22 protein-coding genes and 1 tRNA gene are annotated in these 23841 nt (G+C 67.9%); 18 read left to right on the plus strand and 5 right to left on the minus strand.

Going from position 1 to position 23841, the window contains the following annotated elements; genetic code table 11:
• The 3 genes from P2F65_RS06540 to P2F65_RS06550 are packed head-to-tail and all read left to right on the plus strand — an operon-like array spanning position 1 to position 4983.
• Complete coding sequence (locus P2F65_RS06540) at positions 1–420, plus strand: hypothetical protein (protein WP_275805320.1); 420 nt, start codon at positions 1–3, stop codon at positions 418–420.
• Positions 417–2975, plus strand: a complete 2559-nt coding sequence (locus P2F65_RS06545) for an ATP-binding protein (RefSeq protein ID WP_275805321.1) — start codon at positions 417–419, stop codon at positions 2973–2975. Before P2F65_RS06540 ends, P2F65_RS06545 begins: the two co-directional genes overlap by 4 nt.
• Position 2976: 1 nt before the next feature.
• Positions 2977–4983, plus strand: coding sequence for a hypothetical protein (locus P2F65_RS06550; protein ID WP_275805322.1), 2007 nt, complete (start codon positions 2977–2979; stop codon positions 4981–4983).
• A gap of 112 nt (positions 4984–5095) precedes the next feature.
• On the opposite strand, the gene P2F65_RS06555 is transcribed toward P2F65_RS06550, so the two are convergent.
• Positions 5096–5332 carry a hypothetical protein gene (locus P2F65_RS06555; protein WP_275805323.1) on the minus strand — a complete coding sequence of 79 codons (237 nt, stop codon included), beginning with the start codon at positions 5330–5332 and terminating at the stop codon, positions 5096–5098.
• Here P2F65_RS06555 and P2F65_RS06560 point away from each other — a divergent pair.
• The 15 genes from P2F65_RS06560 (at position 5331) to P2F65_RS06630 (ending at position 20193) form a co-directional block, all read left to right on the plus strand.
• Positions 5331–5597, plus strand: a complete 267-nt coding sequence (locus P2F65_RS06560; protein WP_275805324.1) for a hypothetical protein — start codon at positions 5331–5333, stop codon at positions 5595–5597. The genes P2F65_RS06555 and P2F65_RS06560 overlap by 2 nt on opposite strands.
• A gap of 1 nt (position 5598) precedes the next feature.
• A complete protein-coding gene (locus tag P2F65_RS06565) occupies positions 5599–6720 on the plus strand; it encodes a C40 family peptidase (RefSeq protein ID WP_275805325.1) in 1122 nt (373 codons plus the stop codon).
• 85 nt (positions 6721–6805) lie between these two features.
• A complete protein-coding gene (locus tag P2F65_RS06570; RefSeq protein ID WP_275805326.1) occupies positions 6806–7360 on the plus strand; it encodes a hypothetical protein in 555 nt (184 codons plus the stop codon).
• Positions 7361–7842: 482 nt separating this feature from the next.
• Positions 7843–8673 carry a helix-turn-helix transcriptional regulator gene (locus P2F65_RS06575; protein ID WP_275805327.1) on the plus strand — a complete coding sequence of 277 codons (831 nt, stop codon included), beginning with the start codon at positions 7843–7845 and terminating at the stop codon, positions 8671–8673.
• Between the two features lie 20 nt (positions 8674–8693).
• Entirely contained in the window at positions 8694–8912 is a 219-nt protein-coding gene (locus P2F65_RS06580) for a DUF397 domain-containing protein (protein ID WP_275805328.1), read from the plus strand.
• Positions 8909–10144 carry an MFS transporter gene (locus P2F65_RS06585; protein WP_275805329.1) on the plus strand — a complete coding sequence of 412 codons (1236 nt, stop codon included), beginning with the start codon at positions 8909–8911 and terminating at the stop codon, positions 10142–10144. The genes P2F65_RS06580 and P2F65_RS06585 overlap by 4 nt, the downstream gene beginning before the upstream one ends.
• 1355 nt (positions 10145–11499) lie before the next feature.
• Positions 11500–14490: a LuxR family transcriptional regulator gene (locus tag P2F65_RS06590; protein WP_275805330.1), complete on the plus strand. Its 2991-nt coding sequence runs from the start codon at positions 11500–11502 to the stop codon at positions 14488–14490.
• Between the two features lie 92 nt (positions 14491–14582).
• Entirely contained in the window at positions 14583–15011 is a 429-nt protein-coding gene (locus P2F65_RS06595; protein WP_275805331.1) for a plasmid replication, integration and excision activator, read from the plus strand.
• Positions 15012–15013: 2 nt separating this feature from the next.
• Complete coding sequence (locus P2F65_RS06600) at positions 15014–15262, plus strand: hypothetical protein (protein ID WP_275805332.1); 249 nt, start codon at positions 15014–15016, stop codon at positions 15260–15262.
• Between the two features lies 1 nt (position 15263).
• Positions 15264–15515 carry a hypothetical protein gene (locus tag P2F65_RS06605; RefSeq protein WP_275805333.1) on the plus strand — a complete coding sequence of 84 codons (252 nt, stop codon included), beginning with the start codon at positions 15264–15266 and terminating at the stop codon, positions 15513–15515.
• A gap of 27 nt (positions 15516–15542) precedes the next feature.
• A complete protein-coding gene (locus P2F65_RS06610) occupies positions 15543–16967 on the plus strand; it encodes an FtsK/SpoIIIE domain-containing protein (protein WP_275805334.1) in 1425 nt (474 codons plus the stop codon).
• A 44-nt stretch (positions 16968–17011) separates the two neighbouring features.
• Entirely contained in the window at positions 17012–17347 is a 336-nt protein-coding gene (locus P2F65_RS06615) for a WhiB family transcriptional regulator (RefSeq protein ID WP_275805336.1), read from the plus strand.
• Complete coding sequence (locus tag P2F65_RS06620; RefSeq protein WP_275805338.1) at positions 17344–18882, plus strand: replication initiator; 1539 nt, start codon at positions 17344–17346, stop codon at positions 18880–18882. The genes P2F65_RS06615 and P2F65_RS06620 overlap by 4 nt, the downstream gene beginning before the upstream one ends.
• A 25-nt stretch (positions 18883–18907) precedes the next feature.
• The gene (locus P2F65_RS06625) at positions 18908–19111 is read left to right on the plus strand and encodes a helix-turn-helix domain-containing protein (RefSeq protein WP_275805340.1); all 204 of its coding nucleotides are present in this window, start codon (positions 18908–18910) and stop codon (positions 19109–19111) included.
• Positions 19108–20193, plus strand: coding sequence for a site-specific integrase (locus tag P2F65_RS06630; protein WP_275805342.1), 1086 nt, complete (start codon positions 19108–19110; stop codon positions 20191–20193). The genes P2F65_RS06625 and P2F65_RS06630 overlap by 4 nt, the downstream gene beginning before the upstream one ends.
• Before the next feature lie 162 nt (positions 20194–20355).
• Here P2F65_RS06630 and P2F65_RS06635 read toward each other — a convergent pair.
• The 4 genes from P2F65_RS06635 to tmk all read right to left on the minus strand — a co-directional run bounded on the left by P2F65_RS06635 (position 20356) and on the right by tmk (position 23837).
• Positions 20356–20429 (minus strand) — tRNA-Thr (locus P2F65_RS06635).
• A gap of 57 nt (positions 20430–20486) precedes the next feature.
• Positions 20487–22028, minus strand: coding sequence for an alpha/beta hydrolase (locus tag P2F65_RS06640; protein WP_275805344.1), 1542 nt, complete (start codon positions 22026–22028; stop codon positions 20487–20489).
• Positions 22029–22080: 52 nt separating this feature from the next.
• The gene (locus P2F65_RS06645) at positions 22081–23220 is read right to left on the minus strand and encodes a DNA polymerase III subunit delta' (protein WP_275805346.1); all 1140 of its coding nucleotides are present in this window, start codon (positions 23218–23220) and stop codon (positions 22081–22083) included.
• The gene (tmk, locus tag P2F65_RS06650) at positions 23217–23837 is read right to left on the minus strand and encodes a dTMP kinase (protein WP_275805348.1); all 621 of its coding nucleotides are present in this window, start codon (positions 23835–23837) and stop codon (positions 23217–23219) included. Before tmk ends, P2F65_RS06645 begins: the two co-directional genes overlap by 4 nt.
• Positions 23838–23841 lie beyond the last annotated feature (4 nt).

Genomic DNA, 23841 nt, shown 5'->3' on the forward strand with positions numbered 1-23841 from the left:
ATGCGACTGCCGGTCGACGACGAGATCTACAACGTCAATGCGGTCTGGCTGGGCCCGCCGAACAAGACCCTGCCCTTCCGCGCGAGGTACGTCGCCTACGCGGTGGGCGCCCTTGTCTTCGTCATCCTGCAGGTCATCGAGCGGCGCCTCGGGATCGGTCTCGGCTTCTTCACCCTCGCTTACAGCCTGCTTGCCACAGTGGGGCTGACAAGGCTGATCCTCAGCGTCGTCGATGCCGACCGACCGCTCAGCTCCGTGCTGGCCGGCTTCGCCCATGAAGTCGGCGCTCCCCGTGAGAGCACCAAGCCGCGGGCGGGCACCATCCGTCCGGCTCGGGTGCGTGCCGTCCCCGCGCGCCTGAGCCGGGCTCAACGCCGAGCCCCCAAGCAGGCTCGCCAACTCGAGGGGACGACAGCATGAGCAAGTCAGGTCTCGCCCTGCGCCGGATCAGCGGCCACTGCACCGTCACCGCAGACAAGATCTACGCCTGGTACCTGCTCGACCCGCAAGGATGGTCCTTCCGGCCTGACAGCGTTCGCGAGCAGCTCATCATCGACGGCGCCGACACCTACGCCCAGCTCGTCAAGCGCAGCATCCACATCCGCGTCACCACTCGGCCCTACCCGGTCAGCCGGTGGGCGGCCGACCACGACGCCAACGCGCCGGCTCCACTGCCCGGCTGGCGTGACTACCTCATGACGGACCAGCGCCACCTCTCCGGCCGCAGCATGGCCGACAAGGAGGTCTACGTCGGCGTGGAGATTCCGGCGCGCAAGGGTCTCTACAAGGCTCTCGGCGGCCTTGCCGGGTCGCTCTCCGACCGCGAGGTGCTGGCCCTCTCGAACCAGATCCGCGCGACGGACGAGGTCATGGCCTCTCCCGGCATGGACGGCGCTCCTGCCACCCCGCGACAGCTCGAATGGCTCCTCCACCGATCCTGCTCCCTCGGCCTGCCCGCCCCGCTCACCTTGGGCGCGGTCGACGCTGGCCACTGGGAGGCTGAGGACCTGCACGAGTTCACCGATCACGTCGAGTGGTTCGCCATCCCCTACGGCCGGACCATCCGCGTCATCGGCGAGAACGAGAACCACCGGGTTGAGCGTCACGTCTGCGTGTTGTCCGTCGGTCGCATGACCGACCTCGAAATACCGGCCGGCATCCCGTGGATGCAGCGCACCGACCAGCTCGGCTTCCCCGTCGAGTGGTCTGGTCGAGTCGAGGTCCAGGACTCGGCGAAGGTCGGCATGGCCATGCGCCGCAACATTCAGAAGATCCGGGCACAGAAGGACCACTACGAGGTCGAGCACCACGAACCCGCACCCGGCGCTCTGGACCGTCAGGCCGAGAAGGCGCTCACCGTCGAGGACGAGATCTCGATGGGGCTCTCGGGCCTGTCGACTCGAACCTCTGGTTGGTACCGGCTGGCCGTTTCGGGCGAGAGCGAGGAGGAGGCCCTCGAGCGGGCGTCGCTGGTCCGCAAGCTCTACACCCCGCAGATCACCATCGCTCGCCCTGCCGACCAGTACGCAGTCGCCCGGGAGTTCATCCCCGGCGAGAAGCTCGGCTCCACGGCATACAAGCGTCGCATGCCGGTCACCACCCTCGCCGCCGCTGTGCCCGCGGCCACCGCGAAGGTGGGTGATCGCGTCGGCATCCATCTCGGGGAGACCTCCGGCACCTCCGCCCGGGTCGTCACCTGGGAACCCTGGGAGATGACGGAGCGCGGCGAGGAATCCGGACTCGCGGTGCTCTGTGCCGGCCTCGGTGGCGGCAAGTCCACGGCGGGCGGCAACATCATCTACCGCACCGTGATGCAGGGCGTGCCCTGGACTGTGCTCGATCCCTCCGGCCGTTTGACCGCCCTGTGCCGGCTGCCCGAGCTGGCTGATCGTGCTCAGGCAATCGACCTCCTCGACGCAGCCCCCGGCGCACTGTGCACCTACCGCGTCATCGCCGAACCTCGCCGCGAGCACTACGAGACCGACCTCGACTGGCGGGCCGCGCAGGACCAGGCCGCTGACACCCGGCGCCTGCTGACGAGCAGCGTCCTGCGCTCCATGCTCCCCCGGCAGCTGCAGGACCACGTCCTGACCGAGGTGGCGCTGATGAGGGCCGTCGGATCGGTGCCCGCGAAGTACACCGCCTCGACCATGGACGTCGTCGACGCCCTCGGCAGGCTCGAAGGTGACCCCGAGCTGCGCCGCCACGCTGGTTACCTGGCCGACTTCCTCCGTGAGGCAGCCAAGACGAGCCACGGCCGGCTCATCTTCCCCTCCGGCTACCAGCACGACTACGACCGGCAGGACCCGCTCCTGAGGGTCTACAGCCTCCGGGGGTTGGCCCTTCCCGACGAGTCGACCGCCTACTCCGAGGACCTCGACGAGCGCCTGAGCATGTGCGTGCTCTACCTCGCCGCCTGGCTGACCCAGCGCGGCATGTACTTCGGCGACGTCAACGCCCGCAAGGGCATCTTCATCGACGAGGCCTGGGCACTCTCCACGTTCAGCACCGGTCGGCGCTTCATCGACCGGGCAGCCCGCGACAGCCGCAAGCACAACACGCGAGTGCTCATGGCCAGCCAGAACCCGGCAGACCTGCTCAAACTCGACCTGGCCAACCTCATTTCGGCCGCCTTCATCGGCCGGCTCACCGGCGAGGATGCTCAGCGCGACGCCCTGCGGTTCCTCCCAGGCATCCGAGACGGCATGGGCTATGAGTCGATCTTCGGGACCCTCTCCCGACCCACCCGCGAGGGCCGCAGAGGTGCACGCGAGTTCATCTTCAGTGACGGGACTGGCGGGATAGAGCGGATCCGGATGGACATGAGCGCCCACCCGCAACTGCTCGAGGCGCTTAAGACCACGGCCGACCCCGACAAGGCCCGCAACCGCATCGCGCGAGGCTTGCAGGGCGAGCAGAAGCAAGCCTACGAGGGCTCGCCGACCGACGTGACCGAGTCCCGAGAGAGCGCCTGAGATGTCCGGCAACCGGCTGCGCCGCGCCCTTACCGTCGCCCTATCGGGTCTCGGACTGGCCCTGGTCCTTGCCGCGCCAGCGTCCGCCTCACCGCAGGTTCCCGGCATCCCCGACTGCAAGGACGCGCCAGTGGCGCAGATGCCGGGTGTCGGGCTCCCCGGCTTCCTCGACGAGGGGCCAACGAAGCCCCCTGCCCCGCTGGATCCGTTCGTGGCGAAGCCACAGACCAGTGTCTACGAGCAGTACGGATACGCCGGTCTGAGCTGGCACACCCACGACCTCGGCTGCGGCGGCGGCCTGCGGGACACGGACGCCACCCTCGACACCACCGTCGGCAACGCCTTCCTCTCGGGGGCCGTGTGGACGACCTCCGCGGCCAACGGCCTGCACAACAAGGTCAGCCGGCCAGCGGAGTACATGGCCCCGCTCGACGACGTCGTCGCCACGGTCACCCAGCGCCTCAACGACTCGATCTGGAACCCGTGGGGCGGGGCTGCCCTTCTTGGCGTGGCAGCGCTCCTGCTCTTCTACTCCACCTCTGGACGGCTGTCAGCGGTCACCTCCGCCGCAGCCTGGGCGATGCTCGTGCTCGCCGTCGTCGCCGGTATCGGGCAGTACCCCACCCGGGTCGCCTCCTTCTTCGACGAGTCCGTGACGTCAACCATCGCGACCGTCAACGCCAGCAGCGCCGGGCTGTCGAGTCTTCCCGAGACCGCCGACCCGGCCCGCGCACAGGGCGCCCTGCTGGTAGACCGCATCGCCTACGACGCGTGGGTGCGCGGCGAGTTCGGCTCCGGCGACACAGCGGCCGCTCGCAAGTGGGCCCCTGACCTCTTCAAGGCCAGTGCCTTCACCTGGGCCGAGGCCCAGCTGGCGCGTCAGGATCCTGAGGCCGGCAAGCGCATCGCCGAACGCAAGGCCGAGAACTGGAAGAAGACGACCGCCGAGATCCAAGAGCAGGACCCGGTCGCCTACTCCTACGTGCAGGGCAAAGCAGGAGGTCGAGCCGGCACCGGACTCATGGCCTTCCTCGGCGCTTTGTTCACCGCCACCTTCCGACTCGTTGCCGACATCTTCGTCTTCGCCGGCCTGGTGATGCTGCGGCTGCTGGTCATGTTCTTCCCTGCTGCAGCAGTCATCGGCGTGATGGCCCCGATGTCGGGCATCGTCCGGCAGATCGCGAACATAGGCGGCGCTTCGGTCATCAACGTGGTGGCGTTCTCGGTCGGCTCAACGATCCACACCACCGCCGTCTCGGCGATCCTGTCCCGGGCAACCGAAACCAGCATGGGTTTCCTCGCCCTGGTGCTCTGCCTCGTCGTCACGCTGGCTGCCTTCGTCCTGCTCCTACCCCTGCTCAGCTTCACCCAGATCCTGGGCCAGTCGAGCCACGGTCAACGACTCCTCAAACGCGGCGGCAAGCGGCTCGTCGACTACGTCGTCACCCGCAAGGCGAACACCGACGCGAACCGCATCACCCAGCAGCACCAGCCGCCGCAGGCCGAGGCAGGCGAAACCGCCACGCAGGACTGGACTCGTCGCCAGGTGCGGCGGGTCAACCTTCCAGCCGAGGCCTTCGGCCGGCCGACCCCCGTCTTCACGCCCACCCCCGAGGAAGAACGCGTGCTCGCAGGAACGGTCTTCGCTCGCGCCGAACTCGGGCCTGCCCGAAACCCGGTTGCGGCCGCAGCCGGACATCGCGACGCGCCAATGCCATCGAGCTCCGCCCCACAGCCCGACCCCGCCTTAGACCTTGCCGGCACCACAACAACCGAGCGCACGGCATACGCCGCCGGCGATCGGTCAGGCACCCGCTTGCCCGTCATCGAAGGCTTGGTCGTCGACAGCGCGCCCACCTCGGTGCGCCGCCTGGAGAACCTCGCTCCGATCCATGACTCCCACCACGAGGTCCGGCCGGACGGCATCGGTCCGCGGATCTACGACCCGGAGACCAAGCAGACCGTGCTCAGCGTCCAGCGAGCTGCGGAGGAGGAGGGCCAGCGATGAGCGGGGAACTGGGTCGCGCCCTGCGGTGGCCGCTGTGGTCGTGGCGGAACCTCACCATCACGGCCGTGCTCACGCTCGCCCTGCTCGCCGTTGTCGGTCGAGCCACAGACGGTCAGGCCTCGCCGCATCCGGCCGCAGCCCCAGCCACCACATCGCCGAGCGTCTCGACCCAAGGGACCACTCCGGCCTCCAGTTCCCCGCCAGCACGGAGGCCCACGACGACGACGGTCTCCACGTCGGCTCCGTCCGCTTCCAGTCCGGTCACGAAGCAGTCCGCCACCGCGGTGGCCTCTGCCTTCGTCCGCGCGTGGTCCAGCGACGGCAGCAGGGACGCTTGGTATGCCGCCATGGAGCGGTGGGCGAGCCCCGAGCTGCTGCGGTCACTCGCCTCGACCGACCCCGCGCAGGTGCCCGCTGACCGAGTGACGGGAGATGCACGACTCGTCTCCTCGGCCAAGACCTCCGCGACCGTGCTGGTCCCCACGGACGGCGGCGAGGTGCTGGTCACGCTGTCAGCTTCTGATGGTGGTTGGAAGGCGCGAGACATCGCCCCCGCCGACGCACCCCCAGCGGCCGAGACGCCCTCGCTGACCCGGACGACACCGGGGAACTGAGATGCCTGTAGCCCTGCTTGCCATTGCCGGGCACAGTCTCCGCAGACTGTTGCTGCGCCGGCTGGCGAAGGTCGCTCTCGTCGCCCTTCCCGTGGTGGTTGTTGCCGGCGTGGCGGTCGCATTGCTCGCCGTGCTGGTCCTTCGCGGCTCCGAAGGCGACCAAGACGGCGGCTACGCAGGGGGCCAGTGCTCCTCCGTCACCGCTGCGACTGCCGTGACGGTGGCTGACCTGACTCCCGAGCAGGTGTCGAACGCACAGACCATCGTGGCGGTCGGGCGCCAGCTCAAGGTCCCCCCCTACGGATGGGTGATTGCCGTCGCGACCGCGATGCAGGAGTCCACCCTGCGCAACATCGACTACGGCCACCTCGACAGCCTCGGGCTCTTTCAGCAACGGGATGATTGGGGCAGTCGGGCTGAACGCTTGGACCCAGCGGTGGCGGCTCGACTCTTCTACGCCGGTGGTCGCGGCGGCCAGCCAGGGCTGCTGGACGTCAAGGACTTCCAGTCAATGCCGCTCACCGCCGCGGCGCAGGAGGTCCAGGCCAGCGCGTTCCCCGGCGCTTACGCGAGGTGGGAGCCGCTTGCGCGGGAAGTTGTGGCGGACCCCACCGTGCTGTCGGCGACCTGCTACGACTCAATCTCCTACACGGGTGATGGCACTCCCGGCGCGAGGGCGGTCGCCGGCGCCCTTCGCTGGCTCGGCACTCCCTACAGCTGGGGCGGCGGCGGACCTTCCGGACCGAGCCTCGGCTTCGGGCCCGGGGCCACGACGGTCGGCTTCGACTGCTCCTCGCTGGCTCAGTTCGCCTGGAGGCAGGTTGGCGTCAGTCTCCCCCGAGTGACAGACGCCCAAGCCGCCTCGCTCCCCCACGTCCCGCCCGGCTCACCGCTGCAGGCGGGAGACCTCCTCTTCTTCGCCACACCTGGCGCAGAGGGTGGCAGCTACGGCCACATGGGTATCTACGACGGCCAAGGCAACATGGTCCACGCCCCGCGGACCGGCAAGACGGTCGAGGTGGTGCACGACGTCATGTCAGTCCCCTACTTCCGCGACCGGCTCGCGGTTATCGCTCGCCCCACTCCCCCTTCGTCTGATGAGGCGGTGGCAGCCAATGGCTGAGTTGGCTGGTGCCGCTACCCAGTCCCTTCACGCCGCTCCACCGGCCCTTTTGATTCGGCGGGCCTCGGAGGCCGAGGTTGGCCTGGTGGGACGACGTGGCCGGTTCTTGTTGAGCAGCCACGACCCCTCCGGTGACTGGCTCGCTTACGGGTGGAGAGATGGTCTACGGATGGTCTCCGATGTGGTGGAACCGGTGCAGGACCTCGACGAGCCGGCGGTCTGGGTGCAGGAGGAGCGCGACTTCTACGGGAAGACGAAATCCATCAACCGGTATGCCGTGGGCCTCTCGCGCGTGTGGGTCGAGCAGTACGTCTCCTGCGAGTCACCGACGCTGGACGTTCGCCCACAAGAGGCTTGGCTGGAGGAGCTCAACCGCGATCCCAATGAGCCAACGCTGCGTCGCCTCCACGCCGCGCAGGGCTTCCCTGACCCCGTCGGGCGGCGCATCGTGCTGATGGACGGGACCGACGCCGAGACCGATCTGAGGGCGGTCTCACCCGTCAGGATGACCGACGACGGTGAGCTCGCCATCGCTGTCATGGCCGAACGCGACTGGTACCGGTGGGGCGAGCGGAGCTACGGACCGGAGCCGCATCCCAGCCTGCGGTGGATGCCTGCGGCACAGGTGTGGGTCGAATGAGCTCGACCGGTCAGAAGGTCCGAAGGGTCAGCACATGGAGGTCAGGTCTTGCCTGCCCTCGGAGCCGGCGAGACGAGATCCGCCGACAACCACTGCTGGACCAGTGTGACCCTGTGGCCCTCCTGGACGGCATAGGCCACCAAGGCCTCCCACATGCCTTCACCGAGAGATCGCCACTCGAGGAGGAGCCCGGGGTGTGGGCCGGGTGCGCCGTCGGGACCGCGGACCCAGCAATGCCGTTGCGCCGGCTTCTGCGCTCGGGACTCTCGCGGAGGGGTCCGTACCTCGCCTGGTGCCGGGCTGACCGGGCGGTCACGGAGCGGCGCCCCCCGCCGATAGCCCATGCCGCCTGCCATGAGGCCAGCATCCCACGCCCTCGAACACTTGTACGAACCCCGCAGAATCTCGGGCCGGCCAAAGCGCGACTCGACCCGGGCACCGTCTGTATGCTCGCTCTATGCATTACTGCATTGAGCCCTCACATGCCTGAGGCGACCCAGATTCGCGTCGGCGAGCAATTGCGCCGCATCCGGGAGTCCGCAGGCCTCTCAGGGTCAGCTGTTGCCCGTGAACTGGGCTGGTCGCAGTCCAAGGTGTCCCGGGTCGAGACCGGCCGCTTCGGCGCCTCCCTGGAAGAGGTGGCACAGCTCCTCAACTACTACGGCGTGCCGGAGGAGGTCCGGGCCGAGATCCTGGCATCGGTCGCGCGCCACGAGGGCATGGAGGGTGCCTGGGTAGTGCGGGCTGGCGGCAGTCCTCGACGCCAGGCGGAGGTCGCCACGGTTGAGTCCCGCGTCGTCGGCCTGTCGCAGTACCAGGCACTCTGGTTCCCGGGCCTTCTTCAGTCCGCTGATTACGCGGCGGCGATCGCAAAGTCAGGAGGCTTCGGCCCGCAAGGCGCGTTCGTCGAACGACGCCAACAGCGGCAGGAGACGCTTCGAGCCCGCAAAGACGTCAGCTACCGGGTCGTCCTCGAGGAGCAAGCACTCACTCTTTCCCCTGGCGCCGGGTCGGTGATGGCGACGCAGCTCGACCATGTCCTCGAGGCGATGGACCAAGGCTTCGTAGACCTTCGGATCCGGCCCCAGGACGCCACGAACGCCGTGTTCGCCTCCAGCTCGTTCGTGATCTACGACTTTGCCACTGGCCCACCTGTCGTCCTGGCGGAGGCGCAGACCGCGGACCTGTACCTGTCAGCGGAAGGTGACGTCGCGGCATACCGGGAGCTCTTCACCCGGCTCCAGAAGAACGCACTCGGTCGCAAGGAGTCACGTGCGGCGGTCGAGTCGGCGCGGCGTCGAGTGGCGTCGTGAATCCAACCGAGGGGAATCGCATGGATGAGAAGTGGCTGACCGCACGGTGGCGCAAGAGCATCATCAGCGACACGGGCGGGTGTGTGGAGGTGGCTTACTCGGATGGCGCCGTCGGAGTCCGGGACACCAAAGCGCAGGGCATCGGGCCAATCCTTGAGTTCAACGAGCGGGAGTGGCGCGCCTTCATCGCGGGTGCCCAGAACGGCGAGTTCGACTACGACCTCCTGCGGTCTGAATGACTGAGCAGATGGCGGCGCAGGAGTCGACCGAGGCCCCCACGTCGCGGGGTCTTGGTCGGCTGCTTGCCTCCACAGGGGTCTCCATCGCCGGGCAGGGCATGGTCATCGCTGCCGTGCCACTCATGGCGGCATCCCTAACCCGCAACCCGGTCGGTGTGTCGATCACTGTGGCCGCCACGTATGCCGCATGGCTGATCGCTGGCCTGCCGGCAGGGGCCCTTGTGGACCGATGGTCGCGGCGGTCGACCATGGTCTTCGCCGACATCGTGCGCGCGGTACTGCTCGGTGGCTTCGCCTGGGCAATTGCGGCTGAGCTGGGCTCGGTATGGCTGCTGACCTTGGTCGTGTTCCTCGTAGGTGTTGCCGGGTGCTTCTTCGACCCTGCTGCACAGGCAGCCATTCCGGCGGTGGTCGGCCGCGACGTCAAGACCTTGGCCTCGGCCAACAGCCGACTCTGGAGTCTTGACCTCCTAGGCAGGTCGTTGCTCGGCCCACCCCTGGGAGCCGCCCTCTTCGCGGTTGCGGCTGCGCTGCCGTTCGGCCTGAACTCTGGGACTTTTCTCATTTCGGCCGCACTGCTTGCAGGCCTGAGCCTTGGACGGCCTGTGTCCGAATCGGTGAAGCAGGCCAGTATTTCCGCATCGGTCGCAGAGGGACTGCGCTTCCTGTTTCGGCATCGCGAGCTGCGGGCGTTGACCATTGGCATGGCCACCTTCAACTTCGTCTACAACCTCGCCTACGCGACCCTCGTGCTCTTTGCCCAGGACCGGCTTGGCCTCGATGACCGTGCATTCGGCCTGCTCCTGGCGATGCTTGCGGTGGGTGGCCTTGTAGCGGCCGGTATCAGCAGCAAGCTTGGGGGGCGAGCCAGTCCGCTGCATATCTACGCTGCTTGCTTGGCCGCCCAAGCTTTGGCGTGGGGCTTCATAGTCGTGGTCCAACGTCCAGTAGTAGCCGCAGCCGCCTTGGTTCTTGTCGGTATGGCGAGCATGACCGCGACGGTGATCGGAGCTGCCGCTCGCCAGTCGCTTACTCCGGACGACAAACTGGGAAGAGTCAGCGCCGGCACCCGGGCAGTCGGACTTGGCTCTGGCGCTGTTGGCGCCCTGATGGGCGGATGGGCAGCACAGGTCTTAGGCCTAGGTGCCCCGTTCTTGGGTGCGGCCGTTGCTGCAACCGCCGCCGCGCTTTGGTTCGCTCTTCACGGTGAGAGCACAGCCTCCAGCAGTTGACTCGCTCCAACCTCGCCGAAGCCCCGCGCCCCCAGGCCTTGCCAGGCCGCAACTGCGCGCGGTCCACCACAGGGCTCGCAGGACGGCCCTGCGCCTCCGCCCGCAGCTGCGCACCCGGGGGCGAGCGGCATCGCCTGCACCCTGCGTGACCGCGGCTCGTCTTCTGTCGCCAAGTCCCTCAGTCTCAGCAGATTCGGCCGACGAGGAGCGCAACCCCTGGCCGCCGACTCGAGGACAGCACGTGCAGGCATCCAACGGAGGGTCAAGATCTAAGTAGCTGAGTGAACTATCTGAGGGATAGCACCCGATGTGGCCTTAGCCATGCCGGCGCGACGGTGATCCCATCAACACCCGCACCTCGGCGAAGGACCACGACCATGACCACCACCGCAAAGCACCCGCGCCGGTTTCTGGCGCTCACGGTCAGCACGCTCCTCCTCATCGGGACCAACGCCATCTCGGCCACGGCGCGTCCCGATGCTGGCGACAGCAACACTTCGGCGGCTCCTACAGCCGCCGAGCACCGATGCTCGCTTACCCGCGTCGGTGTCCAGTACGTGAAGTGCGACAACCTCACCGGGAACGGCGTGCCAGCACCGGCTTGGTTGAGGAGCAGGTAGCCGACTCACCGACGGCGCTCAGATCCCGCCCTGTCAGGTGATGTCAGCGTCCCTGCGGCGCGCTCTGACTTGATCCGTGTTGCGTGGGACCGACACCGAACAGCGGTCTCAAGATCTCCTACCCATCGATCTCGGCGAAAGTCGCCGCCACTGTGCACACCTAGCTCGCCGTCCCGTGCAGCGCGTGCACCACCTCCCGGCCCAAAGGAGGACGAAATGAAGAGGCAACTGACCTCACTCGCCATCGTGGCAGGCGTGGCAGTGCTCGCCGCTACCGGCTGCGAGACACGCTCCCTTCCCACCCCTCTCGTGGGGAGCACCCCGACCCCCACCTTCACAACCATTCGCGGAGGCGACGGCTTGCCCCCGCGGCTCGAGGTATCGGCATCCGATTGCACCCTTCGGGGGCGCGCACGGGTTGGGCCGCGTCGCTCCCAAGTCTTGATGGGACCCGATTGCCCACCCTGGACCGCACACCCCAAGCAGGTATGCCCCCAGAAGAACAGGTAGCGCTCACGCACGGGTGGCCACCGTGCTACGGAGTCACACAGGGGCGGTGCGCAGCCGAAGCAGTGAGGCGGCTGACAGCCGCCTCGTTCCGGTCAGCGCGCGGGGCGTAGCCGATATGCAGCCACTGATCGCTTCCACCCCGATGTCAGGGCACCCAACAGCTTTGACACAAGGTCACGTCATTCGTTCGACGTATCGGATGCGTGTTGCGTGGAGAATGAGGTTATGGGCGTCGAGCCCCGGCTCATAGGACGGCTGCTGGAACGGACGCAACTGGCGTCGGGGCTGGAGTCTGCGGTGCAGGCCGAGCCTATGGCCACCCTCGTCTGCGGGGAGCCCGGGATAGGCAAGACCGCACTGACCCGCGAGCTTGTAACCTTGGCGCGCGCCCGGGACTTTCACGTCCTATCGGGCCAATGCCTGCGCTTCGGCGCGGATGTCACAGGCTTCTTGCCGCTCAGCCAAGCCCTTGCGTCGTGGCTGGCAAGGACAAACTCATCAGCGCGCGGTGCCCATTTTGCGGACGCCAGAGCGGTCGGCGATCTGGTCCCGGCGCTGTCCGGCTCCACGGCGGCCGACTCAGGAAGCGTCATCCTTCAGTTTGGATCGGTCATTTGGGCGCTTTGTCAGGATCGCCCGACCCTGCTGGTGATCGAGGACCTTCATTGGGCCGACCCTAGTTCACTCAACGTGCTCTCGTATCTCATCGCCGGGCTTACCGAGGGGCAGCGACTACACGTTCATGTCACGTACCGTGACACCGAACTCGGCGAGGGCCACCGTCTGCACGGGTGGTTGGCAGACGTCTCCCACATGCCTTCAGTCCGCCGGTTGCCGTTATCACGCCTGGATCTCTGGCAAACAGAACAGTTGGTGCTTCAGCACGCGGGATCGTATTCGGCGGCGCTGGCCGAACGCATCTACGAGCGCTCGGGCGGCAACCCATATCTGATCGAGCTCCTCGTGGCCCAGAGTGGCGCGGGAGAGGACGTGGCCGTCGGGCGGGCCAATGACCTGCGCGAAGCACTCCTCGCAACGTGGCATCGGCTCAGCCCCGCGGCTCGAACGGTGACCCAGGTTCTCGCGGTAAGCGGCCGACCAGTGTCGTACTCGCTGTTGTCCGGCCTGGTCGAGATGACCGGTGTGGGAGCAACGCAGTTCAAACCTGCTTTGGCTAACGCGACCGCGCAAGGGATCACGCTGGACACGGAGTCGGGAGATGTCTGGTTTCGCCACCCCCTCCTCGCCGAGGTGGTAGGCGGGACACTGAGTGCCCCTGAGAGAGCGAGCCTAGAACTGACGTGGATCACGGCTTGGGAGAGCGCAGTAGGCGTGAGCGAGCGAGACCGGGCCAACCACCTCGCCTTGCACTACGCCGCCGTGCAGGACGCGGATCGCTGCTTCGCATGGTCGTTGCGGGCAGCGGACGAGGCCGCCCAGATCAACGCCCCTGGCGAGGAGTATCGCCATCTGTCGACTGCCGTCGGCCTCCTGCCTGCTCTCTCCGCGGAAGCGTCGGACCAGCTAGATGCGGTCAGCCTGTTCACCCGCGCAGCTTCGGCGGCCGAACTGGCCGGCGAATACCGTGAGGCCCAGCGTCAATACCAGCATGCTCTGGATCGAATTGACCGCCATCGTGAACCCCTGGCCGCTGCCCGCATACTGCTTCCCCTGGCCTTTCTCCAGGACAACCTCGAGGCCAGCAGCCGCCTCTCGGCAAGCTTGCTGCCTCAGGCCCTCCAGCTCACCGCGGCCTTTCCGCTCTCTGAGGAGCGCGCGATATGCCTGGCGCATTTGGCCTTGGACGAAGCATGGGAGGGTGTAGACGCGGCGGCGGCCCATGCGGAGGAGGCTGTCCGGCTGGCAGAACAGCTCGGAGCCCCTAAGGCACTCGCTTGGGCCCTCGCCGTACGCTCACAAACGCGTTGGTACACCGAGGAGGGTATAGCCGACGCGGCGCGGGCCGTCGCCATGGCCGAGGAGCTCGGAGACACCGAGCTCGTGTCACGTTCCTCCGTCTTCCTCAGCAACAACTACGAGGACACCGGACAGTGGGCTGCGGCTGCAGAGGTCACTCGCAAGGCCTACCTCCTTATCCGGAATAAAGGCCAACACACGCACGCCGCAAATGTTGGGTGTATCGCCGCCGACTGGTTCCTAGAGCTCGGCCGATGGGACGAGGCACGCGCGATGATTCGCGAAATCCTCTCCTTCCAGCAGTCCAACCGATGGGCGGGCTTCAGTCGCTGCGTTGCCGCTCGGCTGGCCGGGCTGGAGGGCAATCTTGACGCCGCAGCCATGCACCTGCAACGGGCCCGGGAACTGATCCCTCGCCTTACCGCCGTTGGAGACCTGCGGCTTGTGTCGGAGGTCCACTTCGCCATCGCCTCGGGGGATCCGAGCCTGGCACTGGACCTCGTCGAGCAGCACATCGGCGATGCCGTACGGGTGCAACCGGGTGCCGCCGACGAGTATCTCCATTACGCCGCCCGCGCTGCAGGGGACCTCGCAGAGTCAGGTAATTCGGCATTGACACACGAAGCGCGCACGAAGCTCAGAAGAATCGAGAAACTGCGCGGCGACAGGCCGCCGCTCTTCCTGAACCGAGGACCGCTCGACCTGGTGCACCCAGCGCTGGCTTCCCTCTATGCCGCCGACCGGTCTCGATGCGTAGGCGACCTAGGCGAGCAGACGAGGCTTTGGCATGCCGCTGTTGCGGCGACCGAGCGGGCAGGTCTGCGCTACGAGCACGCGCGAGCCTTGTACTTCCTGGGCCATGCACTTCTCACTCAACGGCAAGGGCGGCCTGCCGCGGTGGACGCCCTCAGCCAGAGCCGCGCTCAGGCGATTGACTTGGGCGCCCGGCCCCTGGCCCGGCTTGTCGAGGACCTCGCCACGCAAGCGCACTTGCGACTTGGCGGACCGGTTCCCGACACCAACACAGGCAGTACACAGCCACTCGCCCACCTGAGCCTCACCCGTAGGGAGCGCGAGATCCTGCGCCACGTCGTCGCTGGGGAGACCTACGCGCAGATCGCCGCAGCCTTGTTTATCAGCCCGAAGACCGTGAGTGTGCACGTATCGAACCTGCTGCGCAAGAGCGGCACTTCGAGCCGGATCGAGCTGGCATCGCTCGCGCGTCAGCCAGCGAAGGAGCCCGCTGTCGTCGGGCACGCGGACGACAAACACGGTATCCCGGAGACGCATAGGCCGTAGGTTTCGTTTCCTTGACTCAGAACTATGCACTGCTGCATGATCTAACTATGCAGTAGTGCATAGTGCGCTACACGCGAACCAAAGGAGCAGCCATGGCCATCGCAAAGCGGTTCAAGATCAGCCACGACGAGGTGTTCCCCCACGGTGCCTACCTCGTCTCCGAGGTCAGCCCGGTGAACGACTTCGAGAGGTCGACCCGGGAGAACAAGGTCCAGCAGCTCGATGCCGACACCGGCCTGCCGATCTGGTCGGTCGACGTATTGGATGCCGACCCCGACGCAAGCCGGGCAGCACGGACCGTGGTCGTGAAGTTCAGCGCAAAGGTCCAGCCCGTGCCGCCCGCCAACGAGAGCGGCACACCGTTCACGCCGGTGATCTTCCACGGCCTGACGGCTCTCCCCTACGTCGAGAAGGTCAGTGAGGACTTCTCGCGAGTGGCCTGGTCCTACAAGGCCGACGCTATGGGACCGGTCAAGAGCCAGTCGTCCGGTTCCAACCCCAGCCCGGGTAAGGCGGCCTGACCGTGCGGGCGTTCGACATGGTCGCCTGGTCCGAGGCATTGGGCGTCGGCATCAAGGAGTTGCCTTGGGCTCTTGCCTCGCGAGTTCGCCACGTCGAGGAGCTCCACGCCGAGCTCACCAAGCTTCGGATCGGCATGGGCGACGTCCCGGACGAGGACATGCTCGCGTCGATCTCCTCGGCAAGCCGAGCGCTTGGAGCAGCCGGCGACCGTCTCAACGACGCGCTAGCGGAACTCCGAAGGGAGCAGTGACATGCGCGGTGGGAAGGTCATCGACTGGAGCCAGGCTCTTGGAGTCTCACCGGATGAGCTTCACGGGACCTTGAGAGCGCTTTGGCGTGAACAGGAACAAATCTACGGCCAGCAGAGCAAGCTGCGCGACCGCATCCACGCCGTGCCCGACCGGGAGATCGATGCCCACCTGCTGAAGGCGGAGCGACACATCGGTGAGGCCGCCCAGCTCTTGGGTTCTGCTGTCGCCGATGCCGCAAGGGTGGTGGGCTAGATGAGGCAGAGGACTGCACAGGACGCCATGTTTGAGAGCGATGACCTCTTACCCGTACTGGTCGAGGCCGTGGTTCGCTCAGTCTGGCTCGCCTTCGTAACGGCCTGGGCCCTGCTGCTGTTCGCCTTTCGCAACGCGGCAATGGCGGGGATCGTCGCCGGGCTGATGATCGTCGGCCTCCGTGAAGGTTGGACTACAGCCGCACTCCTCATAGCCGGCGCGGCTGCCGTATTCGTGACCTGGCGGGTCCTACACCCCGCCTCCTTCACACAAGTCGCAGCACCCCGAGTCCAGCGGGTGTGGCGAGGCGCCTACTACCGGGCGCGTTGGCAACGGGTCGCGTCGCGCAACGGACTCGTCGCCTACGACGCCAATGTCGGTCGCCAGACGCACCGCCACGGTGAGGTCCCGCGTATCCGCAAGCTTGTGGTGACCCCTCAGGGAGTCGATCGCCTGAGCCTCCGCCTTCCCGATGGGCTGACTCCGTCCGACGTCGCGGCTCGGTGTGCTGGCATCGCCCACGCCCTCGGCTGTCGAGAATCCCGGGTTGTGGCTGACCGACCCGGAAGAGTCTGGCTCGAGCTGCACCGGCGAGACGCCCTCGCAGCCGTGATTCGCCCGCTGCCGCAGGCCAGTGACGTGGACCTCGAAGCTGTACCTGTCGGGCGACACGAGGACGGTACGCACTGGGAGGTGCGCCTGCTTGGCACGCATCTGCTGATCGCCGGCGCTACGGGAGCAGGGAAGGGATCGATCCTCTGGTCGCTCCTGCATGGACTCGCCCCTGACATCTCAGCGGGACGAGTACAGGTGTGGGCCATTGATCCCAAGGGCGGCATGGAGCTGCGTCCCGGGCTCCCACTCTTCAGTCGTTTCGAGGACTCAGATCCGGAGTCGATGTGTCGGATGCTCGAGGAACTGGTGGACCTCAAGGACCGACGGGCTCAGGGCCTTGCTCGCCACGGCCTGCGCAAGCACGCCGCCTCGGTCGACTCTCCACACATCCTTGCCGTCATCGACGAGCTGGCCACACTGACCGCTTTCGCGGAGCGCTCCGTGGTCAGGCGTATCGACCAGGCGCTCGGCATCCTGCTCACTCAGGGGCGAGCCTGCGGCATCACTGTGTTGGCCGCTGTGCAGGACCCCGGGAAGGACGTCGTCGCCTGGCGTGACCTGTTCCCCACTCGCATCGCACTGCGGCTCGACAACCCGATCCAGGTCGACATGGTGCTCGGTGAGGGCGCGAGAGACCTGGGCGCCACCGCGGACCACATCAGCGAACTGACGCCGGGCGTGGCTTTCGTCCGCACCGAAGGCACTCGCGCACTGCGACGCGTGCGCTCTGCCTATCTGACGGACGAGGACATTGCGGGACTCACCAGTTCCCATCGTGGGCACCGTGCCCTGACCCTCGTCGACACCCACGACACTCAAGGAGGCGAGGCAGCGTGAGTCGCGCGCCCAAGAACGTACCTGGATTTGGCTACGGCCGACCCATGCCGTGGGTCGACATGACCGGTGGACCCAGCCTGCGAGAGCTCGAGCCCGTCAACTGGCACCCGGATGCAGCCTGCTCGGGCAGCACCAACTGGGCGTGGTTCAACGACGGCAAGGGTCTTCGTACGCAGGAGTCACTGTCGGTCTGCGGGGACTGCCCCGTACGCCGCACATGCCTCGCGTCCGCACTGGTGTTTGCCGAGGCGTTCGGCATCTGGGGTGGTTTCATCCCGCCACGACGCAAGCCCATGCTCCACGCCCTGGCACGCGGGGCACGCCTCGGCGACGTGCTCGAAGCCGCGCTCCGCCCGGGTCAGCGACGAGACGTGGCGTGACCCGACAGCCGGCTCCTTCGACCGAATCCCGGCACTTCCCGGGATTCGGCGAGGGAGCCGGCCTGCCGTTGGGGGACCTCTCCCCCTCCCAAGAGCGGGACATCCTCCGCCGCCTCACTTCGCGAACGTTCGACGAGTGGGCCTCTGCCGCGGCGGGGGTGGGGTACTGCGCCAACCCGGTCCGCCTGCGCGGTCGCAGCACCACCTTCGACAAGGGTTCCGGCGAGGCCGTCGGCGAGTTCAGCAGCGACCGTCTGCCGCTTGGCGTACTGCACCTGCGCTGCGGCAATCGCAGGGAGAGCAAGTGCCCCTCCTGCTCGAGGTTGTATGCCGCGGACACCTTCCACCTGATCCGCTGCGGGGTCGTGGGCGGCAAGGGGGTGCCCGAGCACGTCGTCGACAACCCGCTCGTGTTTGCCACCCTCACTGCACCTTCCTTCGGGGCGGTGCACGGCCTGCGCGACGGACGCCGGTGCCATCCGCGATCCGGAAAGCGGAGCCGGTGTCCGCATGGTCGGTCGCTCTCGTGCATGGCCGTCCACCGCGAGGACGACTCACTCCTGGGGCAGCCGATCTGCTGGGAGTGCTACGACTACGCCTCGCATGTGGTGTGGCAGTGGTGGGCGCCGGAGCTGTGGCGGCGCTTCACGATCACGCTCCGCCGCCGCGTCGCCCGGCACCTGGGGATCCGCCCCACGAAGCTCAACGACCTCGCGACGGTCCAGTACGCGAAGGTGGCCGAGTTCCAGCTGCGGGGTGTTGTCCACTTCCACGCCCTGGTGCGTCTGGACGGGCCTCGCACGGACGGCGGTTTCGCCCCTGCTCCCCCGGCACTTGACGCTGGAGTCGTTGCGGATCTGGTGGCCGAGGCCGCAGCAGCCGTTAGCTTCGTGGCACCGGACGTGCTGGATCAACCGACCGCCCGGACGCTGCGCTTCGGATCCCAGGTCGACACCCGGCCCGTCCGGCACCACCGTCGCACCGACGACCCCGACCGTGGCCTCGACGCTGAGCAGGTCGCCGGATACCTCGCGAAGTACTCCACCAAGTCCGCCACCGAGTCCGCTGGCGACGATGCGACCAACCGGCATCTCGAGCGGCTCAGGCAGGTGGCCGATGCCATCGCCGATTGGGCCGAAGAGGATGAGTGCGCGGTGCAGGAAAGAGGTGGTGACGGGCCAGTCGAGCACCCCTACGAGCGCATGGCCAAGTGGGTGCACATGCTCGGCTTCCGCGGTCACTTCTCGACCAAGTCGCGACGCTACTCAGTGACCCTCGGCGCTCTTCGACGTGCTCGGCGACGGGCCAGTGTGCTGATCGCCCAGGCACGAGCGGACGGCCAGCGCATCGACCTGAAGGACCTCGAAGCCGAGCTGATGGCCGACGAGGACGAGGAGACCACACTCGTGATCGGTCAGTGGGCATTCGCCGGCACCGGCTGGGAGACGCCTGGGGACGCAGCCATGGCCAAGGCCGCCGCAGCTCGAGCGCGCGAGTACGCCCAGTGGAAGGCAGCACAGAAAGCGGGCAGGTAGGCCGGGAGATGAGAGGAGCAGGGCGATGGACGTGGAGCAGACGCAGGTGTTCCCCAAGCTGCTGACGGTGCGGGACGTATCGGAGATCCTGAGCGTGCCGCTCTCGACACTCCACCACTGGGCCGTCCAAGGTGCGGGTCCACCGTCCTTCAAGGTGGGTCGACACCGGCGCTACGACGCCGCGGTGGTTGCCGCCTGGCTCGAGAAGCAGCAACGGGACGTCGCATGATCGAGAAGCGGGTGTGGCGTGATGGCAAGACCGTCTCGTGGCGCGTTCGCTACCGCGGTCCTGACGGGCGGCAGCGCAACAAGTCGTTCGATCGCCGACGTGATGCAGAGGCCTACGAGGACCAAGTGAGCATCCAGATTCGTCGCGGCGACTGGATCGACCCGCGCCGGGGACAGGTCCGTCTCGTCGACGTGTGGCGGGAGTACCACGACAGCGGGACGCAGCATCTGCGCGAGACGACGAGGCAGAACTACCGGGCCGGCTGGCGCAACATCGAGCCCCACTTCGGGGATTGGCGCGTCAACCGGATCGAGCACGCCGACGTGGCCGACTGGATCCAGAAGCTGAGCGAGATCAAGGGCCCGGAAACGGTCAGGCAGGCCCATCGAGTGCTGTGCCTGGTTCTTGACTTCGCCATTCAGACCCGCCGACTGGCGTTGAACCCAGCGCGAGGTGTGCGTCTCCCTCGACGACCTCCGGCGAGGGAGCGAATCCTGACGGTCGACCAGGTGGCTTCCCTTGCTGATGAGCTCGGGAGGGACGGCGACCTAGTCTTCGCGATGGCCTACCTGGGACTGCGATGGTCGGAACTGGCCGCGCTCAGGGTGTCGGACGTCGACTTGCAACGGCGCCGCGTGCGGATCGTGGAGCGGGCGACCGAGGTGGGTGGACGCATGGACGTGTCCGCACCGAAGAGTCGAGCGTCCAGGCGGAGTGTTGCCATCCCCGCTCTCCTTGAGCCCGTGCTCCGGCAGCGGACCGTCGATCGCGGTGCTGACGAGCTGGTGTTCCCCGCTCCCGACGGCGGCTACCTCCGCAACGGCAACTGGAGGTCGCGCAGCGGTTGGGCTCGAGCCACCACACAGTTGGGACTCGAGGGCGTCACACCCCACGACCTGCGCCGGACCTTCGGCTCCCTTGCACGAGCCGCGGGCGCCGACCTTCGGTGGATCCAGCGAGCGATGGGACATGAGTCCATCAACACGACCGCCCGCATCTACGCACACCTCTACGACGAGGAGCTGGACATCGTTGCGGCCGCCCTGGACCGTCTCAGCGCGAGTCGGGTGGAGGGTCGATGAGGGGGCAGGCAGACGTGGCCATGTGTCCTTCTGGCGTCCTCGAAGGCCTGCAGCGGCTCCTTGCGGCCATCCTGGCGATGGTCGGCTCGACGGCCTCGAAACGCGTTCCCATGGGCTCTGACCAGCAGAAACGCCCTCCGGCGAACCGGAGGGCGTTGTCTGAGCCGCCTAAGGGAATCGAACCCTTGACCTATTCATTACGAGTGAATCGCTCTGGCCGACTGAGCTAAGGCGGCAGGTGCCGTGGGCACGGGGCATGAGTATACGGATGGCCCCGTCAAATGCCGAACCGGCTAGCACTTCAACCCGTCGCGGGGCACCTGCTTCTTCACGTAGTAGTTGTCGATGGCCCCGTCGACGCAGCTGTTGCTGCGCGTGTATGCCGTGTGGCCGTCGCCGTCGTAGGTGATGAGCGCGCTGTTGGCCAGCTGGTCGTTGAGCCGCACGGACCACTCGTAGGGGGTGGCGGGGTCGCGGGTCGTGCCGACGACGACGATGGGCCCGCTGCCCTCGGCGGTGATCTTCTTGGGCTCACCGTCGCCCTCCACCGGCCAGTAGCCGCAGGGCAGCGAGCTCCACGCCAGGAACGGCCCCCACGTGGGCGCGCTGGCGGTGAACTCCTGCGCCTGCTTCTGGTAGACCGACAGGTCGTCGGTGTCGGGCTTGTCGAGGCAGTTGACGGCGTAGATGACCTCCATGATGTTGCCGGTGTACTGGCCGGTGTCGGTGCGGTCGGCGTAGGTGTTGGCGAGGGCCATCAGGTCCCGCCCGTTGCGGTTGTCGACGGCGGCGCGCAGCGCGTCGGTGAGGATGCCCCACGAGCCCTGGTCGTACATGGCCGCCGCGATGCCGAGCGAGCCCCAGCCCTCGGTCAGCTCCGGTGCCTGCGGGTCGCCCGAGGGAATCGGGTTCTCGTCGAGGCCCTTGAGGAAGTCCCGCATGCCCTCCATCACCTCGTCGACCGAGCCGCCGAGCGGGCAGTCACCCTCGGAGACGCAGTCCTCGGCCCACGCCCGGGTGGCCAGCTCGAAGCCCGCTGCCTGACCCTCGTTGACCTCCGCCGAGGTGAGGTCGGGCGCCACGACGCCGTCGAGCACGAACTGTCCGACCGACTCCGGGAACAGGTCGGCGTAGGTGGCCCCGAGGTAGGTCCCGTAGGACTTGCCGAGGTAGTTGAGCTTCGGGTCGCCGAGCGCGGCGCGCAGGATGTCCATGTCCTTGGCCGCGTCGACGGTCGACACGTGACCGAGCAGGGGGCCCGCGTTGGCCTTGCACGCCTGCGCGAACGACTCGGCGTTCTCGGCGAAGGACTGCTCCTCCGCCGCGGAGTCCGGCGTCGGGTCCGACCCGAGGAACCGGTCGAGCTGCCGGTCGTCGAGGCAGTCGATGGGAGCCGACCGGTCGACGCCGCGCGGGTCGAACCCGACGACGTCGAAACGCTGGCGCACGGGCTTGCCGACGATGAAGTCGGCGGCCTGGGCGTAGTCGACCCCCGAACCGCCCGGCCCGCCGGGGTTGACCACGAGGGAGCCGACGCGGCTCTTCTGGCGGCTGGCCGGCACCCTCAGGACCTCGACCTTGATCGTCTCCCCGTCGGGGTCGTCGTAGCTGAGCGGAACGGTCAGTTCGGCGCACTGCCCGCCGGCGCACTTGCTCCACGAGAGCTTCTGCCCGTAGTACTGCGCGAGGTCCTCGGCGCCCGTCGGCGGCGTCTGCGGCACGGTCGGCGTGGACACCGCGTTATCGGACCCCCCGTCGTCGAACAGCGTGCAGCCGGACAGGGCGAGCGCCAGCACGGTCGCGGCCGCAGCGAGGGAGCGTCCCTTCACAGTCATGCACCCGACCGTATCCCGAGGAACCGTGCGCGGCCCCGCAAGCCCGCCCCGGTCAGGCCGGGAGGCGCAGCGAGAGGGCCATGGCCTCCAGCGCCAGCAACGGGTTGACGTTGAGGCCGATCCGTTCCCGGGCCGTGCCGATCGCGTCGATGGCGTGCAGCAGCTGCTCCGAACTCATCGCCTGGGCCAGCCGCTGCACCTCGCCCATGCTGTCCTGGTTGACCAGGTCGATCGGCGCCCCGGTGTGCAGCACCAGCGCGTCGCGGTAGACGGACAGCAGGTCGAGCAGCGAGCGGTCGAGCACGTCACGTGCGTAGCGCGTGGCCCGCGCCTTCTGCTCCTTCTCCAGCGAGGCGAGCTGGGAGCGGATGTGCGGGGGCTGGGTGCGTGCGGACGGGTCCGCACCGAGCGTCTCCATGAGCCGCTGGCGCTCGGCCGCGTCCCGCTCCGACGACGCAGCCCCGGACTCGTCCTCCGCGATCTTCGCGAGGTCGGAGGCGGCGTCGATGGCATGCCCGACACCGCGGATCTTGCCCGCGAGCGCGACGACGTCGCGGCGCCGGATCCGGGCGCCCTCGTCGCGGGCGAGGCGCCGGGCCAGGCCCACGTGGCTCTGGGCCGCCCGCGCGGCATACATCGCCATCGGCGCGTCGATGCCGTCGCGGCGCTGGAGCAAATCGGCGACCGCCTCGGCCGGCGGCGTGCGCAGGCGCACGTGGCGCGAGCGCGAGCGGATGGTGATGACGACGTCCTCGACGGAGGGCGCGCAGAGGATCCAGACCGTGCGTGCCACCGGCTCCTCGAGCGCCTTGAGCAGGGCGTCGGCCGCGCGCTCGGTGAGGCGGTCGGCGTCCTCGATGATGATGACCCGCCATGGGCCGACCGAGGGCCGGTGGGCCGAGAGGGCCGCCAGGTCGCGGGCCTGCTCGACCTTGATCGAGAGCCCCTCGGTGGCGATCACGTCGACGTCGGCGTGCGAGCCGTCCATGGCCGTGCGGCACTCGATGCACTCCCCGCACCCGGTCGACGGGCACTGCAGCGCGGCGGCGAAGGCCCGGGCGGCGACGGACCTGCCGGAGCCGGGCGGGCCCGTGAGCAGCCAGGCGTGGGTCATCGCCCCGGGGTCGGTCGCCGCCCGGTGCAGCATCTCGACTGCGGACTCCTGCCCGATGACGTCGCGCCAGACCGTCACGGCTCGACCGCCCCCATGGACTCGAGCCTCTTCATCACCGCGGCGTGGATCTGCTCCGGCGCCTCGGTGCCGTCGACGATCAGGTAGCGCTCGGGGTTGCCCTGCGCCATGGAGAGGAAGTGCTGGCGGATCGCCTCGTGGAAGTCGTCCTGCTCCGACTCGAGGCGGTCGTGCACCTCGCCGCGGCGGCGCCGGCCCTCCTGCGCGCTGATGTCGACCACGACGGTCAGGTCGGGCACCAGGTCCTCGACAGCCCACATGTTGAGGTCGTGCACCTCCTGGGCGCCGAGGTCGCGCCCGGCGCCCTGGTAGGCCACCGAGGAGTCGGTGTAGCGGTCGCTGATGACCACCTCACTGCGCTGCAGCGCCGGTCGCACGAGCGTCTCGACATGGTGTGCCTTGTCGGCCGCGAAGAGCAGGGCCTCGGCGCGCGGCGCCACGTGGTCGCCGTGCAGCACGAGGTCTCGGATCTGCTGGCCCAGCGGGGTGCCCCCGGGCTGCCGCGTGACCGTGACCGTGCGGCCGGCTCGCTCGAGGGCCTCGCGCAGCAGGGCCACCTGGGTGGACTTGCCCGCGCCGTCGCCTCCCTCGAAGACGATGAAGAGTCCGCTGGTCACGCGA

The organism is Knoellia sp. p5-6-4 (assembly GCF_029222705.1).
Lineage (GTDB): Bacteria > Actinomycetota > Actinomycetes > Actinomycetales > Dermatophilaceae > Pedococcus_A.